General features: G+C 66.7%; 11 protein-coding genes and 1 riboswitch. Of the genes, 4 read left to right on the top strand and 7 right to left on the bottom strand.

What is annotated here, in order from left to right; genetic code table 11:
• Positions 1-77: 77 nt before the first annotated feature.
• The 4 genes from ABIE04_RS07085 to glnK all read right to left on the bottom strand — a co-directional run bounded on the left by ABIE04_RS07085 (position 78) and on the right by glnK (position 4,622).
• The gene (locus tag ABIE04_RS07085) at positions 78-1,103 is read right to left on the bottom strand and encodes a ribonucleotide-diphosphate reductase subunit beta (protein ID WP_354547901.1); all 1,026 of its coding nucleotides are present in this window, start codon (positions 1,101-1,103) and stop codon (positions 78-80) included.
• Between the two features lie 14 nt (positions 1,104-1,117).
• Positions 1,118-1,342 (bottom strand): hypothetical protein, encoded by a 225-nt coding sequence (locus ABIE04_RS07080; protein WP_354547899.1) that lies wholly within the window; start codon positions 1,340-1,342, stop codon positions 1,118-1,120.
• A gap of 17 nt (positions 1,343-1,359) precedes the next feature.
• Positions 1,360-3,825, bottom strand: coding sequence for a ribonucleoside-diphosphate reductase subunit alpha (locus ABIE04_RS07075; protein ID WP_354547897.1), 2,466 nt, complete (start codon positions 3,823-3,825; stop codon positions 1,360-1,362).
• Between the two features lie 155 nt (positions 3,826-3,980).
• Positions 3,981-4,194, bottom strand: a riboswitch (cobalamin riboswitch).
• Positions 4,195-4,283: 89 nt separating this feature from the next.
• The gene (gene glnK / locus ABIE04_RS07070) at positions 4,284-4,622 is read right to left on the bottom strand and encodes a P-II family nitrogen regulator (RefSeq protein WP_354547894.1); all 339 of its coding nucleotides are present in this window, start codon (positions 4,620-4,622) and stop codon (positions 4,284-4,286) included.
• 180 nt (positions 4,623-4,802) lie between these two features.
• On the opposite strand from glnK, the gene ABIE04_RS07065 reads away from it, so the two are divergent.
• The 3 genes from ABIE04_RS07065 to ABIE04_RS07055 all read left to right on the top strand — a co-directional run bounded on the left by ABIE04_RS07065 (position 4,803) and on the right by ABIE04_RS07055 (position 8,564).
• Entirely contained in the window at positions 4,803-5,063 is a 261-nt protein-coding gene (locus ABIE04_RS07065; protein WP_056389254.1) for an accessory factor UbiK family protein, read from the top strand.
• 148 nt (positions 5,064-5,211) lie between these two features.
• Positions 5,212-6,705 (top strand): YifB family Mg chelatase-like AAA ATPase, encoded by a 1,494-nt coding sequence (locus ABIE04_RS07060; protein ID WP_354547892.1) that lies wholly within the window; start codon positions 5,212-5,214, stop codon positions 6,703-6,705.
• 71 nt (positions 6,706-6,776) lie between these two features.
• Positions 6,777-8,564, top strand: a complete 1,788-nt coding sequence (locus tag ABIE04_RS07055; RefSeq protein WP_354547889.1) for a cation:proton antiporter — start codon at positions 6,777-6,779, stop codon at positions 8,562-8,564.
• 66 nt (positions 8,565-8,630) lie between these two features.
• Here ABIE04_RS07055 and aceA read toward each other — a convergent pair whose 3' ends face one another.
• Together aceA and aceB are read right to left on the bottom strand one after the other, a co-directional pair.
• Entirely contained in the window at positions 8,631-9,926 is a 1,296-nt protein-coding gene (aceA, locus tag ABIE04_RS07050) for an isocitrate lyase (protein ID WP_354547887.1), read from the bottom strand.
• 45 nt (positions 9,927-9,971) lie between these two features.
• Positions 9,972-11,567, bottom strand: a complete 1,596-nt coding sequence (gene aceB / locus ABIE04_RS07045; protein ID WP_354547884.1) for a malate synthase A — start codon at positions 11,565-11,567, stop codon at positions 9,972-9,974.
• A 123-nt stretch (positions 11,568-11,690) separates the two neighbouring features.
• Between aceB and ABIE04_RS07040 the strand changes: the two genes are divergently transcribed.
• The gene (locus ABIE04_RS07040) at positions 11,691-12,731 is read left to right on the top strand and encodes a LysR family transcriptional regulator (RefSeq protein ID WP_354547882.1); all 1,041 of its coding nucleotides are present in this window, start codon (positions 11,691-11,693) and stop codon (positions 12,729-12,731) included.
• Between the two features lie 22 nt (positions 12,732-12,753).
• On the opposite strand, the gene ABIE04_RS07035 is transcribed toward ABIE04_RS07040, so the two are convergent.
• A complete protein-coding gene (locus tag ABIE04_RS07035) occupies positions 12,754-14,721 on the bottom strand; it encodes an acyltransferase family protein (RefSeq protein ID WP_354547879.1) in 1,968 nt (655 codons plus the stop codon).
• Positions 14,722-14,732 lie beyond the last annotated feature (11 nt).

The raw sequence follows: 14,732 nt of genomic DNA, 5'->3' as shown, positions 1-14,732 counted from the left end.
CTAATCCCGCCTTATGACAAACCGGCACCGTCCGGGGGAAGGCTCTTCACCGCGGTCGCAAGGATTTGCGGATCGGCTCAGAACGCCATGTCGAACGCCACCTCGCCCTGCACGCCGACCTGGTAGGCCGAGACGCGGCGCTCGAAGAAGTTGGCCAGTTCCTGCACGTCCTGCAGGTCCATGAAGTCGAACGGGTTCTTCGCGCCGTACTTTTTCGGCATGTCGAGCTGGGCGAAACGCTGGTCGGCGCAGTATTCCAGGTACTGGCGCATGTCCTTCACCGACATGCCGGCGACGCCGCCGGACAGCACGTCCTCGGCGAACTGGGTCTCGCAGGCGATCGCGTCCTCCATCATCTCCTCGACCTGCGCGCGCATGGCGTCGTCGAACAGTTCCGGTTCCTGCGCACGCACGGTGCGCACCACTTCGAACGCGAACGCCATGTGCCCGCTCTCGTCGCGGAACACCCAGTTGGTGCCGGCGGCGAGGCCGTGCAGCAGGCCGCGCGAGCGCAGGTAGTAGACGTAGGCGAACGCGGCGTAGAAGAACAACCCCTCGATGCAGGCGGCGAAGCAGATCAGGTTGAGCAGGAACTGGCGGCGATGGTCGCGCGTCTCCAGCCGGCGCAGGTCCTGGATCGAGTCGATCCACTTGAAGCAGAACGCGCCCTTCTGCCGGATCGACGGGATCGTCTCGATCGCCGCGAACGCGCCGTTGCGCTCGGCGGGGTCGGGGATATAGGTGTCCAGAAGGGTGAGGTAGAACTGCACGTGCAGCGCTTCCTCGTACAACTGGCGCGACAGGTACATGCGCGCTTCCGGTGCGTTGATGTGCTGGTACAGGTTCAGCACCAGGTTGTTCGACACGATGGTGTCGCCGGTGGCGAAGAACGCCACCAGGCGCTGGATCAAGTGACGGTCGGCGGCGGACATCTTCGTGTTGAGGTCGCGCGTATCCATCGAGAAATCCACCTCCTCGACGGTCCAGGTGTTCTTGATCGCGTTGCGGTACATCTCGTAGAAGTCGGGGTAGCGCATTGGGCGCAGGGTGAGTTCGAAGCCGGGGTCGAGGATGTGGGCGTTGCAGATGGGTTGGGCGGACATGGAATTCCTTCGATTCAAAGCTTGCGCGCATAGGCGTCATGCACGAAGCGGCTGACATAGGTGGCGAGGCCGCGGCCGGCACGTGCGAGTTGCTGCATGTTCACGATGTGCTCGCGGCCGGTGGCCTCGTCGGTGTATTCGTAGACTTCGCCGTTGACGAAACGAACGCGGATGAAGCCGTCACCGCATTCGTACGCGGTGACGCCGGAGTGGCCGTCGAGATTCCGGTAACGCTTCATCGCGATACCTCATGGCGCTATTGGCAGGCCTCGCAATACTCCGGGTTCTCGAGTGAACAAAACACCGCCGCGGCGGCTTCGGCCTGGTTGGGCACAGCCGACACCGTGGTCTTGGCGATCTTCGTGGCCGGCCTCGAGCGCAGGTAATACGTGGTCTTGATGCCGGCCTTCCACGCGTACATGTACATCGAGCTCAACTGGCCGATGTTCGGGTTTTCCATGAACAGGTTCAGCGACTGGCTCTGGTCGATATAGGCCCCACGAGAAGCCGCCAGGTCGATCAGCGATTTCTGCGGCAGCTCCCACACGGTGCGGTAGATCTGGCGCAGGCGTTCGGGGATCGCCGCGATGCCCTGGATCGAACCTTCCGCCAGCTTGATCGCGTCGCGGATGTCGGACGTCCACAGTCCCAGCGTCTTCAGTTCGTCGGCCAGATAGCGATTCACCTGCAGGAAATCGCCGGACAGCGTCTCGCGCTTGAACAGGTTCGATACCTGCGGCTCGATGCATTCGTAGCAGCCGGCGATCGAGGCGATCGTGGCGGTGGGTGCGATCGCGATCAGCAGCGAGTTGCGCAGGCCGTGCTGCTTGATCCGTTCGCGCAAGGCATTCCAGCGTGCATCGTCGTGTGGCATGGCGCTTGGCCAATGATCGAACTGCAGCTCGCCGTTCGCGGCGCGGCTTTCGGCGAAGCCGGGGTGTGCGCCTTCGGTCTCGGCCAGTTCGCACGACTGCGACAGGGCGTTGAAGTAGATCTCCTCGGCGATGCGCGTGGACAGCGCCAGTGCCTCGGCCGAATCGAACGGCAGCCGCAGCTTGAAGAACACGTCCTGCAGGCCCATCACGCCGAGCCCGACCGGGCGCCACTTGATGTTGGCGGTACGCGCGGTCTCGATCGGATAGTAGTTGAGGTCGATTACCCGGTTGAGCTGGCGCACCGCAGCGCGCACGGTGGCGGCGAGCTGGTCGAAGTCGAACGCATGGCTCCCATCGGCGGCGCGGACGACGTGCCGCGCCAGGTTCACTGAGCCCAGGTTGCACACCGCCGTCTCGGTCGCCGAACTCACTTCCAGGATCTCGGTGCACAGGTTGGAAAGGTGGATCACGTTTTCCGGTTTGGCCGTCTGGTTGCTGGTGGCGTTGCAGCGGTCCTTGAACGTCATCCAGCCGTTGCCGGTCTGCGCCAGCGTACGCATCATGCGGGCGTACAGCTCACGTGCCTTCACGGTTTTCACGGCGAGGCCATCGGCTTCGGCCTTGCGATACGCAACATCGAACGCCTCGCCCCAGCTGTCGACAAAGTGCGGTACCACTTTGGGGTCGAACAATGACCACCCGCCGTCGTTCTCGACCCGGCGCATGAATTCGTCGGGAATCCAGTTCGCGATGTTGAGGTTGTGCGCGCGGCGGGCATCGTCGCCGGTGTTGTCGCGCAGTTCGAGGAAATCCTCGATGTCGGCATGCCACGATTCCAGGTAGACGCAGGCCGCGCCCTTGCGCTTGCCGCCCTGGTTCACCGCGGCGACCGACGCATCCAGCGTCTTCAGCCACGGCAGCAGACCATTCGAGTGGCCGTTGGTGCCGCGGATCAGCGAGCCGCGCGAACGCACCCGCGAATAGGCCAGGCCGATGCCGCCGGCGAACTTGCTGAGCTTGGCCACGTCGGCGTACTTGTCGTATATCGACTCCAGCGAATCGACCGGCGAGTCGAGCAGGTAGCAAGAACTCAACTGCTCGTGCGCGGTGCCGGCGTTGAACAGGGTGGGCGAGCTGGCGATGTATTCCAGCGACGACAGCAAGCGGTAGAGTTCGAGCGTTTCGCCGATCTCGTTGCCGCCCAGCGCGCAGGCGATGCGCATGAAGAAATGCTGCGGCGTCTCGATCACGAAGCGCTGCTGCGGATGGCGCAGCAGGTAGCGGTCGTACACCGTGCGCAGGCCGAAGTATTCGAAGCGGCGGGTGGCCAGCGGGTCGATCGCGTCGTTGAGCTTGCGTGCGTTGGCGGCCACGAAATCGCGCAGGCGGGCGTTGAGGATGCCGAGTTCGGCACCGCGCGCGATCGACTGCGAGAAACTCTGGATTTCCTGGCCGCTGACTTCCTTGTCGATGTAGGCGCCGAGCAACCGGGCGGCGAGCTGGCCGTATTCGGGTTCCTCGGCGGTCAGGCCGGCGGCGGTGCGGATGGAAAGCTGGTCGAGTTCCTGCGTGGTGGCGCCGTCGTACAGGCCGCCGATGGTCTTCAGCGCCACGCGCAGCGGATCGACGCCGTGCAGGCCTTCGGCGCTGCGCGTCACCGCGCGCACGATCTTGTTGACGTCGACGGTTTCCTGGCCGCCGTTGCGCTTGGTCACGCGCATCTGCGCAGGGTTGTGCGGCGGGGTCAGTGCGAACGCGGTTTCGGGTGCGGGCGTTTCGCCGATGGCGGCGGGCGAAGCGGCGCGCGCGATGGTGCGCTCGCCTTCGGTGGTATCGAGGGGTTGCATGGCTGGTGGCTCCCGGCATGGACATCAAACGCCTGCTCCCGCGCGCAGGGCCTGATAGCGATGGATTCCGGAGGCGGCGCGCAAGCCGGGCGCCGGGCGGCGACCTGCTCCACGACGCACTTCCCCGCGGAAGCCGTCACTACGCACCGGGACCTGTTCGTCCCGGTGTGCCGGCAGGTCTTCGGACTTGCGGACATGGATCTGGCGATCCGCCTACTCGCTCCCGCTTCCCAGCCGCCGAGGGCCAGTGCATGTGGGTGCTTTCGTTTCCGCTTTACCGCTGCGGGGCAGTTCCGGATTCACACCGGATTCCCTTTTAAGCCCGACCGATGTCGCATCTGGTCGGGCACCGACGCACACAACATATCGGGTGACCTGGGCAGGGTCAACCCAACAAGTTGTGCATAAGTCGTGGTGGAGGCCGCTTGCGGCGAATGCCGGTAAGGGTCGCGGCGGGATTACAGGGCGTCGAGATCCAACTCGCCGGTGCGGATGCGGATTACCTGTTCCAGCGTGCTGACGAAGATCTTGCCGTCGCCGATCTTGCCGGTGCGGGCGGAGTTCTGGATCGCTTCCAGCACGCGGTCGAGCTGGTCGTCGGCGACCGCCACTTCCAGCTTGATCTTGGGCAGGAAGTCGACCACGTACTCGGCACCGCGATACAGCTCGGTGTGGCCTTTCTGGCGGCCGAAACCCTTCACTTCGGTGACCGTGATGCCCTGTACGCCGACTTCGGCCAGCGCTTCACGCACATCGTCCAGCTTGAATGGCTTGATGATCGCCACGACCAGCTTCATGGGTGGTTCCTTGAAAGGCATCGGTTATGCCGAAGGTGCATTTTGCCTGTCCGGCGGGGCATTGTCGCACTGAGAACGGCACGTGTAGGACAATCCCTACAGTTTTTGACGGAGCATACCGATGGCGCGCCCGATTTCCCTTCACCTAGTATTTACCTCGACGAGCTCGAGGCGCTATCCATGATGGATAGGCAGGATATCGACAAGATTGCCCTGCGACTTGTGTCGTTGGTACCGCCAGGGGTGGCACAGGCGCATCAGGATTTGCGAACCAACTTCCAGGACGTTCTGGCGCAGGGACTGCGCCGCCTCGACCTGGTCACCCGCGAAGAATTCGAAGTCCAGTCCCAGGTACTGGCGCGTACCCGCGCCAAGGTCGACGAATTGGAGCGACGCGTGGCCGAACTGGAGGCCACGGTGGCTGCCCGCGCGGGTCAGTGACAACCACCTCCCGGGAGCCGCCTCCGATCCGTCACCCTCACCCCGAGAACGATCGGAGGCGGTTATTTATTAGCACTGCTGGATGGAGTCGCTTGATGATCGTTTCTGTCAGCGACCCATCCTCCATGCGCCAGCGATCAGCGGCCGCATGAGTCTTGCCGTCACCCTCAGCCGCGCCCAGGAAGGGATCGCCGCACCGCAGGTGATGGTCGAGGTACACCTTTCCGGCGGCTTGCCGTGCACCAATATCGTCGGCCTGCCCGAGGCCGCGGTGCGCGAGGCGCGCGATCGCGTGCGCGTGGCGATCCAGAACACCGCCTTCGAATATCCCGGCCGTCGCGTCACCGTGAACCTGGCGCCAGCCGAGTTGCCCAAGGATGGCGGCCGTTTCGACCTGCCGATCGCGCTGGGCATCCTCGCCGCCAGCGGCCAGGTGCCGCGCGAGAAACTGGATGACTGCGAGTTTCTCGGCGAGCTGGCGCTGACCGGTTCGCTGCGCAGCGTCTCCGGCGTGCTGCCGGCGCTGTTGCGCGCGCGCGCGCGCGGGCGCCGCGTGGTGGTGCCGCTCGAGAATGCCGCCGAAGCGGCGCTGGTGCCGGACGTCGACGTGCGCGTGGCCGACACCCTGGCCGAGGTGTGCGGCTGGTTGCGCGGCGCGCACGAGCTGTCGATGCCGGTCGGCATTCCCAGCAACGGCGGCGCCGACGACGGGCCGGACCTGGCCGACGTGCGCGGCCAGTTGCAGGCGCGGCGCGCGCTGGAGATCACCGCCGTCGGGGGCCATCACCTCCTGCTGGTGGGTCCGCCGGGCACCGGCAAGACCATGCTGGCCGAGCGCCTGCCCGGCCTCCTGCCGCCGCTGTCGGAATCGGAGGCGCTGGAAACCTGCGCCGTGCTGTCGGTGGCCGGGCAGGTGACCGACCTGGCGCGCTGGCGCCGGCGTCCCTTTCGCGCGCCGCACCACACCGCGTCGGCGGTGGCGCTGGTCGGCGGCGGTTCGTATCCGCGCCCGGGCGAGATCTCGCTGGCGCACAACGGCGTGCTGTTCCTGGACGAGCTGCCCGAGTTCAGCCGGCACGTGCTGGAAGTGCTGCGTGAGCCGATGGAATCCGGCCACATCATGATTTCGCGGGCGGCGCGGCAGTCGACCTTTCCCGCCCAGTTCCAGCTGGTCGCGGCGATGAATCCCTGTCCGTGCGGCTACGCCGGCGACCCGCGCTGCCAGTGCACGCCGGACCAGATCCAGCGCTACCGCGCGCGCATCTCCGGGCCGCTGCTCGATCGCATCGACCTGTGCGTGGAGGTGCCGCCGGTGCCGCTGGCGGAGCTGGGGACGCCACGCCATGAACGCGACGAGGATTCCGCCACGGTGCGCGCGCGCGTACTCAAGGCGCGCCGGCAATCGCTGATGCGCGCAGGCCGACCAAACGCCGAGATCAGCACGCGCGAGCTGGAGCGTGACTGCGCGCTGGGCCCTGCCGAGCGGCGCTGGTTCGAGAGTGCACTGGAGCGGTTGGGCCTGTCCGCCCGCGCCTACCATCGCGTGTTGCGGGTGGCCCGCACGATCGCCGACCTCGACGGCGGCGCCGCCCTGCTGGAGCGCGAACACCTGGCCGAGGCGCTGCAATACCGCCGCTTCTGAGTTTCGCCTGCCGGCTGGACGTCTCCACCGGTGCATGCTTCGATAGCGGCCTGATCCCTCCAAGGACTGCGATGACTATCGAGCTGGGCCTGATGCTCGCCGGCATGCTGATGATCGGCTTCCTGGCGCAGTGGCTGGCATGGCGGGTCAAGCTGCCGGCGATCCTGTTCCTGCTGCTGGCCGGTATCGTGCTGGGCCCGGTCGGCGGCGTGCTCGATCCGGACAAGCTGCTCGGCGAGCTGCTGTTCCCGAGCGTGTCGCTGGCGGTGGCGCTGATCCTGTTCGAGGGCAGCCTGACCCTGCGTTTCCACGAGTTGCCGGGGATCGGCAAGGCGGTGCGCGGGCTGGTCAGCTACGGCGCGGTGGCCTCGTTGCTGTTGCTGGCGCTGGCCGCGCATCTCGTCGCCGGCCTGGCCTGGCCGATCGCGCTGCTGTTCGGCGCGCTGGCCTGCGTGACCGGGCCGACGGTGATCGCGCCGATGCTGCGCACCCTGCGCCCGAACGCGCGCATCGCCAACACGCTGCGCTGGGAAGGCATCGTGATCGATCCGCTGGGCGCGCTGTTCGCGGTGCTGATCTACGAGGCGATCGTGTCGCGCCAGGAAGGCCACACCATCGGCATCTTCGTGGCGACCATCGGCTGCGGGGCGGTGATCGGAGCGCTGTCCGCCTGGCTGATGGCGTTCTTCCTGCGCCGCCAGATGATCCCCGAGTACCTGCAGAACTACGCCGTGCTGGCCGCGGTGCTGCTCGCCTTCAGCATATCCAACACGATCACCCACGAGTCGGGGCTGCTGGCGGTGACGATCATGGGTATCGCGCTGGGCAATCTGCGTGGCGTGCACATCGACGACATCCTCGATTTCAAGGAAAGCCTCACCACGGTGCTCGTCTCGTTGTTGTTCATCCTGCTGGCGGCGCGGCTGCGCTGGCCGCTGCCGGACGGCATGCTGGGCGCGGGCATCGCCCTGTTCGTGATCGCGCAGCTGGTGGTGCGGCCGCTGACTGTGGCGATCTCGAGTTTCGGCAGCGGGTTGAATTGGCGCGAGCGTACGCTGATCGGCTGGGTGGCGCCGCGCGGCATCGTGGCGGCGTCGGTGTCGGCGCTGTTCGCGCTGCGCCTGGACGCGCTCGGCGTGGCCGGTGCCGAGGCGCTGGTGCCGCTGGTGTTCACCCTGATCATCGGCACGGTGATCCTGCAGAGCGCCACCGCGCGGCCGCTGGCGATCTGGCTGAAGGTGGCCGAGCCAGAGCCGCGTGGCGTGCTGATCTTCGGCTCGGACCAGGTCGCCCGCGCGATCGGCAAGGCGCTGGACGAGGCCGGTTTCCGCGTGGTGCTGGCCGACGACGACTGGGACGGCATCCGCCAGGCGCGGATGGATGGATTGGCCACGTTCTTCGGCAACCCGGCGTCGCCGCATGCCGAACGCCACCTCGACCTCACCGGCATCGGCCGGCTGCTGGCGGTCTCCACCCACCGCGAGCGCAACTCGCTGGCCTGCGTACACTACCGGCAGGAATTCGGGCGCGCGAAGGTATACCGGCTGCGCAACCTCACGCCGCAGGAAAACACCGACCGCGCGGCGCTGGCCGGCAGCCTGCTGGCGCCACCGCTGTTCGACGAGGAGATGACCCACGGGCGCTTCGCCGAGATGATGCGTGACGGCTGGCGGATAAAGGCGACCCGGCTCAGCAACACGTTCGACTGGCCACACTTCATCGAACAGTACGGCTCGAACAGCGTGCTGATGTTCGGCGTGGAGGAGAAGGGCGCGTTGCGGGTGGCCTCGGCCAAGCGCGAGCTGGAACCGAAGCCGGGCTGGACGGTGATCGCGCTGGTGCCGCCGATGGGGGTGTAGGAACGCACCCTGTGCGCGACGCTCTTCATGATGTGAAGAAGAGCATCGCGCACAGGGGCTGTGTGCTTACGCTGCCGAGGCCTGCTTGAACTGTGCCTCTTCGGTCGAGCCCTTCAGCGCGGTGGTCGAGGACTGGCCCTGCTGGATCGCCTGAGTCACCTGGTCGAAGTAGCCGGTGCCCACTTCGCGCTGGTGCTTGACCGCGGTGAAGCCGCGTTCGGCGGCGGCGAATTCCCTTTCCTGCAGTTCCACGAACGCGCTCATCTGGCGACGCGCATAGCCGTGCGCCAGGTCGAACATGCCGTAGTTGAGGCTGTGGAAGCCGGCCAGGGTGATGAACTGGAACTTGTAGCCCATCGCACCCAGCTCCTTCTGGAAGTTGGCGATGGTGGCGTCGTCCAGGTTCTTCTTCCAGTTGAAGCTGGGCGAGCAGTTGTAGGCCAGCATCTTGCCGGGGAATTTCGCGTGGATCGCCTCGGCGAAGCGACGCGCATCGTCCAGGTTCGGCTTGCTGGTCTCGCACCAGATCAGGTCGGCGTACGGCGCGTAGGCGAGGCCGCGGCTGATCGCCTGGTCCAGCCCCGGGCGCACGCGGTAGAACCCTTCGACGGTGCGCTCGCCGGTGATGAAGGCCCGGTCGTTTGCGTCGATGTCCGAGGTGAGCAGATCGGCGGCGTCGGCGTCGGTGCGCGCCACCAGCAGGGTCGGCACGCCGGCGACGTCGGCAGCCAGGCGCGCGGCGTTCAACTTGTCGACCGCCTCGCGGGTCGGCACCAGCACCTTGCCGCCCATGTGGCCGCACTTTTTCACCGAGGCCAGCTGATCCTCGAAGTGCACGCCGGCGGCGCCGGCCTCGATCATCGCCTTCATCAGCTCGAACGCGTTCAGCACGCCGCCGAAGCCGGCCTCGGCGTCGGCCACGATCGGCACCAGCCAGTCGCAGTCGTCCTTGCCTTCGGCGTGGTGCAATTGGTCGGCGCGCAGCAGGGTGTTGTTGATCCGCTTGACCACCAGCGGCACCGAGTTGGCCGGGTACAGCGACTGGTCGGGATACATCTCGCCGGCCACGTTGGCGTCGGCGGCGACTTGCCAGCCGCTCAGGTAGATCGCCTGCAGGCCGGCCTTGACCTGCTGCATCGCCTGATTGCCGGTGAGCGCGCCGAGCGCATTGACGAAGTCCTCCTGGTGCAGCGATTTCCACAGCCGCTCGGCGCCGCGACGGGCCAGCGAATGCTCGACCGCGACGGTGCCGCGCAGGCGCACCACGTCCTCGGCGGAGTAGTTGCGCTGCACGCCGGTCCAGCGCGGGTTGTTGTGCCAGTCCAGGGTGATCTGTTCGGCGGTGGGCAGGGTGGTCTTCATGGCGTGGCTCCGTAGCGAAGGTCTGGATGGCTCGGTTCGAGCAGATCAGGCGAGCTGGTCGTAGGCGGGCAGGGTGAGGAAGTCGCCGAGTTGATCGGCGTGGGTCATCGCGCCGAGCAGTGCGGCAGCAGCGTCGGCGCGGGCGGTACCGGGGTGCTGGCTGTCGCGCAGGCGATGGGTGTGTGCGGCGACCGCGTGATCGAACAACGCAAAGTCGATCGGGGCGTGGTCGGGGAACTGCAGATCACCGTGATGAAGCCACTGCCACAACTGCGCGCGGGCAATCTCGGCGGTGGCGGCGTCCTCCATCAGGTGGTTGATGGGCACGCAGCCGAGGCCGTCCAGCCAGGCGGCGGTGTAGCGCAGGCAGACCTCGACGTTGTTGTCGAAACCGGCGCGGCTGATCGTGCCGTTCGGTGCGGCGAGCAACTGTTCGCGGGTCGCCTGCACGTCCTTGCGCAGTACATGCAACTGGTTCGGCGCGGGCATGTACCGGTCGAAGATGTCCTGCGCCACCGGCACTAGCGCCGGGTGCGCGACCCAGGTGCCGTCGTGGCCGGCCTGCACTTCGCGCAGCTTGTCGGCACGCACCTTGGCCAGCGCCGCCTCGTTCGCCGCGTCGTCGCCCTTGATCGGGATCTGCGCGGCCATGCCGCCCATCGCGAACGCACCGCGGCGATGGCAGGTCTGGATCAGCAGCTCGGAATAGGCCTTCAGGAACGGCGCGGTCATCTGCACCTGGCCGCGCTCCGGCAGCAGGCGATCGCGATGGCAGCGCAGGGTTTTCAGGTACGAGAAGATGTAGTCCCAGCGGCCGCAGTTGAGGCCGACCGCGCGGCGGCGCAGCGCATGCAGGATTTCGTGCATCTGGAACGCCGCCGGCAGCGTCTCGATCAGCACGGTAGCCTTCATCGTGCCGACCGGCAGTTGCAACTCGTCCTCCGCCGCGGCCATCACCGCGTCCCACAGCGCGGCTTCCTCCATGGCCTCGAGTTTCGGCAGATAGAAGTACGGGCCGCGGTCGCGGCTATGCAGCGCGCGTGCGTTGTGGAATACGAACAGGCCGAAGTCGACCAGTGCGCCGGCCATCGGCTCGCCGTCCACGCTGAAGAACTTGTCGTGCAGGTGCCAGCCGCGCGGACGCACCACCAGCACGGCGGGTTTGTCGTTGACGCGATAGCTCCTGCCCTCCGGCGAGGTGAACGCGATGGTGCCGTTAACCGCGTCGCGCAAATTGACCTGGCCGTCGAGCTGGTTCGCGAAGGTGGGCGCCGAGGAATCCTCGAAGTCGGCCATGAACACCTTCGCGCCGGAGTTCAGCGCGTTGATGATCATCTTGCGCTCGACCGGGCCGGTGATCTCGACGCGGCGGTCCTGCAGCGCGGCCGGGATCGGCGCCACACTCCACTCGGATTCGCGGATTGCCAGCGTGTCGGCGCGGAAATCCGGCAGGCCGCCGGCGTCATAACCCGCCTGGCGCTCGCGCCGGGCTTGCAGCAGGCGCCGCCGGGTGGCGTCGAAGCGGCGCTGCAGCCGGGCCAGGAAACCCAATGCCGCGGGGGTCAGGATGCTTTCGTAACCGGCGAGGTTGGCGTGGATCTCGATGCTGCCGGTATCGAGTCGTTCCTGCGGTACTGCCATGGGAGTCGCTCCGTGTCGTGGATGACTCGAAGCTAGGGAAGAATCATGTATTTGACAAAGTGAATGTTTCAATCATTACTATGAGCATGTCCAATGTTTCTTCCAACTAATTGAATAAATTCGATGAAAAGGCCTGGCGATACACTGAACAAGCCGAAGAAATCGCGCCGCAACGCAACAAAAAAGCGTGCCGTTGGCGAGCATGCCGACGAAGCGGGCGGTCGCTTCTATTACAAGGGCAACCGCCACAAGCAGCTGCGCGCATTTGTCAGCGTGGTGAAGCTGGGCACGCTGACCCGCGCCGCCGAGGCGCTGTACCTGTCGCAACCCACGATCAGCCTGCAGTTGCAGGCGCTGGAACGGGAACTCGGGATGAGCCTGCTCGAACGCCGGCGCCGGCGCATCAACCTCACCGATGCGGGCGAGGCGCTGTACGAGCTGGCGCGGCCGCTGGTCGAGGGCTGGGACACGCTGGATCGCGACTTCCAGGCCAGGGTAAAGGGCTTGCAGGCCGGCCGGCTGACCATCGCCGCCGGCACCTCGACCATCCAGTACCTGCTGCCCGAACTGGTGCGCCGCTATCGCGAGCGCTTCCCCGCGGTGCAATTGCAGCTGGCCAACGTCACCGGCAAGGATGGCCTGGCCTTGCTGCGTGCCGACGATGCCGACTTCGCGGTCGGCTCGATGCTCGACGTGCCGAACGACATCGCGTGGGCACCGGTGCACCACTACGATCCGATGCTGATCATGCCGCCGGACCATCCGCTGGCCGCGAAGGACAAGATCACGCTGGAGGATATTTCGCCCTACGGCCTGATCCTGCCGCCGCAACGGCTGTCCACCTATCGGCTGGTCGACCTGGTGTTCCAGCAGCAACAGGTGCCGTACCACGTGGCGATCGAGGTCGGCGGCTGGGACGTGATCAAGGAGTACGTGGCGATGGGCATGGGCATCTCGGTGGTCACCGGCATCTGCATCACCGCGGCCGACCGGAGCCGCCTGGCCGTGCGCAACATGAAACAGTTCTTCCCGCAGCGCAGTTACGGCGTGGTGATGCGCAAGGGCAAGTTCCTCAGCGCCGAGGCGCGCGCCTTCATCGACCTGATCCGCCCGGGCCTGTTGACCCATCGCGACTACGACGAGTCGGGGCACTCGGCACGCTGAGTTGCGGCTGTGCCCGCCGGGGTCAGTGCGCCGCCTTCGCGATCAGCGCATCCAGGTGCATCGCCCGGGCGAGCGCGACCGAACCGTCGTACGACAAGTGTCCCTCGTCGCGGTACAGCAGAGTGCCGTCGAGTTCGGTACGGCATCGCCTGTCGTCGCACAGGAACGGATCGAACGACACCACCTCGACATCGGCCCGTGCGTGAACCTGCTGCAGGAACGCGAAGACCTCACGCTTGCTGGCATGGTATTGCGCCAGCGGGATGTTGCAGTCGATGAGCCGGCCGAACAGCGTGCGGCTGCGCGCCTTGCGTTCCAGGCAATGGGTGTAGTCGAAGCCGGTGCTCGGCGGTGGCGCCACGATGACCACGCGCCGGCCCAGCGCCCGGATCCGGGCGATCGTGGCGACCAGCGTCTCCAGCGCGGTCCCGGCATCCGGCTGTTCCACCCGCACTTGCCCGTGGACCACATGCAGCATGCGCCGCGCCGGGTCGAAGTACTCGTAGAACGGACTGGACAGCACCACGGTGCGGATCTCCGGATGCGCGGTGAGGTACGCGATCACCGAGTCGTTGAAACTCAGGCAGCGCTCGGCGAACTCGCGGGTGTATCTCCCGTAGACCTGGGCCAGCCCCGGCAGCGGACCGCAGGCGCTCTTGGTGGCCTGCAGTACGCCGCCGGGCATCGTCGCCGCCAGCCCGGGCACCAGGTGCATGGCGAAGGAATCGCCCCAGACCATGGTCGCCGGGTGCGCCGCGTTGCTGCAGCGCATGGTGTATTCCAGGTGTTGGTAGGCTTCGCAGACCTTGTCGAAGCCGACGTTGTCGCGGCGCAGCCAGGCGTAGTCGATGGCCGGTCCGCGTATCTCGTGGGTGCCGGTGCGCGCGGCGAGGGTGAGCGGCACCAGTGCCAGGCACAGTGAAACGGCGAGTGCGGCCAGCGACCAGTGCCGTGGCGAGCGCAGCTCGAGCCGACGCACCGGCAGTTCCACGCCGCGGTACAGGGCGAAGCCCAGCAGCAGTGCCAGCGCGACCGCAGCGGCCAGCACTTGCGGAGCCGGCGTGCCGAAGGACGGGTCGCCGGCATAGACGTTGTTGAGCAGGGCGAAGACCGGCCAGTGCACCAGGTACAGCGAGTAAGAAGCATCGCCGACAGCGGCCAGCGCGTTCGGGATCGGGCGGTCCTGCAGTTCGTCGTGCCGGCGCAGGATCACCACCAGCGTCGCCACGCAGACGATCGCGATGTTGGCGAAGTTGGGCGCGGGCAGCGGCCAGATCGGGATCACGAACAGCGCCGCCAGCGCCGGCAGGAACAGCAGCGACACCGCTCGCCGCCGCCGTGGACCCTGCGCACCGGCCAGCGCCGCGAGCGAGCCGATCGCCAGTTCCCAGGCGCGCGTGGGCAGCAGGTAGAACGCCGCATCGGGCCGCGAGTAGGTCAGCGCGACGCACAGCGCGAAGCTGGTGGCCAGCACCACCAGGCTGCCGGCGAACCACCAGCGTCGCGGCACCAGCAGCAGCGCCGCGGGCAGCAGCAGGTAGTACTGCTCCTCGACCGCCAGCGACCAGACGTGCAGCAGCGGCTTGAGTGCCGCGGTGCCCGCGAAGTAGCCGGTCTGCTGCAACAGCACGAAGTTGCCGGTGAAGCTCACCGCGCCAGCGAGTTGCCGGGTGAAATCCTGCCACTCGCTGGCATCGAGCAGGAAGAACGCGGCTGCCGCGGTCACCGCGAAGGTGACGTACGCGGCCGGCAGCAGGCGCTTGGCGCGGCGGAAGTAGAACGTGGCGAAGCGGAACCGGCCGTGGCCGATATCCCTGGCCAGCATGTCCGTGATCAGGAAGCCGGAAATCACGAAGAAGATGTCCACGCCCAGCCAGCCGGCGCCGATGAAGCCGGCGCGGGCGTGCTGCAGGATCACCAGCAGCACCGCCAACCCGCGCAAGGCCTGGATGTCGGTGCGGAACGGCTTCTTGCCCGGAGCCACTCGCATCCGACCGACAG

This window comes from Rhodanobacter soli (assembly GCF_040548735.1).
Classification (GTDB): Bacteria; Pseudomonadota; Gammaproteobacteria; order Xanthomonadales; family Rhodanobacteraceae; genus Rhodanobacter; species Rhodanobacter soli_A.
This window is presented reverse-complemented; position numbering and strand designations above follow the sequence as displayed.

Bases quoted from the DNA above. Each gene is read 5' to 3' on its own strand.
- ABIE04_RS07085 (WP_354547901.1), bottom strand. From the start codon at position 1,103: ATGTCCGCCCAACCCATCTGCAACGCCCACATCCTCGACCCCGGCTTC.
- ABIE04_RS07080 (WP_354547899.1), bottom strand. From the start codon at position 1,342: ATGAAGCGTTACCGGAATCTCGACGGCCACTCCGGCGTCACCGCGTAC.
- ABIE04_RS07075 (WP_354547897.1), bottom strand. From the start codon at position 3,825: ATGCAACCCCTCGATACCACCGAAGGCGAGCGCACCATCGCGCGCGCC.
- glnK (WP_354547894.1), bottom strand. From the start codon at position 4,622: ATGAAGCTGGTCGTGGCGATCATCAAGCCATTCAAGCTGGACGATGTG.
- ABIE04_RS07065 (WP_056389254.1), top strand. From the start codon at position 4,803: ATGATGGATAGGCAGGATATCGACAAGATTGCCCTGCGACTTGTGTCG.
- ABIE04_RS07060 (WP_354547892.1), top strand. From the start codon at position 5,212: ATGAGTCTTGCCGTCACCCTCAGCCGCGCCCAGGAAGGGATCGCCGCA.
- ABIE04_RS07055 (WP_354547889.1), top strand. From the start codon at position 6,777: ATGACTATCGAGCTGGGCCTGATGCTCGCCGGCATGCTGATGATCGGC.
- aceA (WP_354547887.1), bottom strand. From the start codon at position 9,926: ATGAAGACCACCCTGCCCACCGCCGAACAGATCACCCTGGACTGGCAC.
- aceB (WP_354547884.1), bottom strand. From the start codon at position 11,567: ATGGCAGTACCGCAGGAACGACTCGATACCGGCAGCATCGAGATCCAC.
- ABIE04_RS07040 (WP_354547882.1), top strand. From the start codon at position 11,691: ATGAAAAGGCCTGGCGATACACTGAACAAGCCGAAGAAATCGCGCCGC.
- ABIE04_RS07035 (WP_354547879.1), bottom strand. From the start codon at position 14,721: ATGCGAGTGGCTCCGGGCAAGAAGCCGTTCCGCACCGACATCCAGGCC.